At 26.5% G+C, this 1,191-nt stretch carries 2 protein-coding genes; both read left to right on the forward strand.

Annotation, left to right across the window (positions count from 1 at the left end; translation table 11 throughout):
* Window positions 1-79: 79 nt before the first annotated feature.
* Window positions 80-601, forward strand: a complete 522-nt coding sequence (locus H2650_RS15650; RefSeq protein ID WP_188051763.1) for a hypothetical protein — start codon at window positions 80-82, stop codon at window positions 599-601.
* A gap of 43 nt (window positions 602-644) precedes the next feature.
* The gene (locus tag H2650_RS15655) at window positions 645-1,070 is read left to right on the forward strand and encodes a hypothetical protein (protein WP_188051764.1); all 426 of its coding nucleotides are present in this window, start codon (window positions 645-647) and stop codon (window positions 1,068-1,070) included.
* Window positions 1,071-1,191 lie beyond the last annotated feature (121 nt).

Raw genomic sequence — 1,191 nt, forward strand, 5'->3', positions numbered from 1 at the left:
ACGTTAGCCGTCAGTTTACCGCACCGGACAGAACTAGAGAACCTAACGAAACAATTTACAACTTTATAATAATACTAATATGATTGAAAGAATAAAAGAGTTTCTTGAAGACAGATTAATTCGACGCTTATTAAAAAAAGTTTCTGAAGATGTTTTTACAAAGAAAATAGATTTTAAATATCTCGAGGAAAAGTATTGCAGTAAGAAAAAAGGAATAGATAAAATTTTGGCTTATTGTATTCTTGAAATTGCTTCTGAAAGAACTCCACTAACTCCAGAAGAGAGATTTAACAGTGTAAAACATTTATATTTTGAAAATTTAAATTTAGTTTTTGAAACAAAATCTTTAACATCAATATTAGAAATTCAATCACTAAATTCTGAAAAGCAATTTTTAGAGACTAAATTAGAAAGAATGTCTGCCGAAGAACTAATGGAAATTAATAAATATTCATTTGAAGCAATGCATTACAGAATGGAATTGGCTTCAAAAGGAGCTTTAACACAAGAACAATACGATTTTGTTAAAAATCAATCAGATAAACTTTCTGAACTTGAAAAGAAAATGATGAAGATAAATATAGAAAATAATACAAACTAAATAAAATAGAACAAAAAGTATAAACTAAATTGATTTCATAATAATGAATTATTACAAACAAAAACATAAAGTATTGGAATTACTTACTTTTAGTAAAAACTTTCAAGTAGACGAAAATAATTTATTGGAAAAAGGTCTTTCCTTTGAAGAAATTTTAAAAAATCTTAAAGTTTCTGAAACAGAACTAAATGTAATCATTTCTGAATTATATGAAAATAAAGAAATCAAAAAAGGACACGATGGTTTGATAATAGAAAAAAAAGGAATTTCATCATTTTCAAATAATTTATACTTAAAAACTTCAAGAAACTATACTTTAAGTTTAATCAAAGATTATGTTCAAATAATAGTTCCAATTTTAACCTCAGTAATTGCAATTATCGCTATATCAAATAATAATAGTTGCAAAATAGAAAAGAGATTGGACAGAATAGAAAAACAAATTCAAAATAAAAAACCGAACGGCTAACACACGTTTTGCGAGATTGCGAATTAAGTGGTAAATTCACGTTTATCTTTCGCAAGAAATTTAGTTGTAACAGAAATACTCGGCTACGAAGCTCGCAACCTCGCAAAGCGCGGGAACGTTA

This window comes from Flavobacterium sp. GP15 (assembly GCF_014281985.1).
GTDB classification, from domain to species: Bacteria; Bacteroidota; Bacteroidia; order Flavobacteriales; family Flavobacteriaceae; genus Flavobacterium; species Flavobacterium pygoscelis.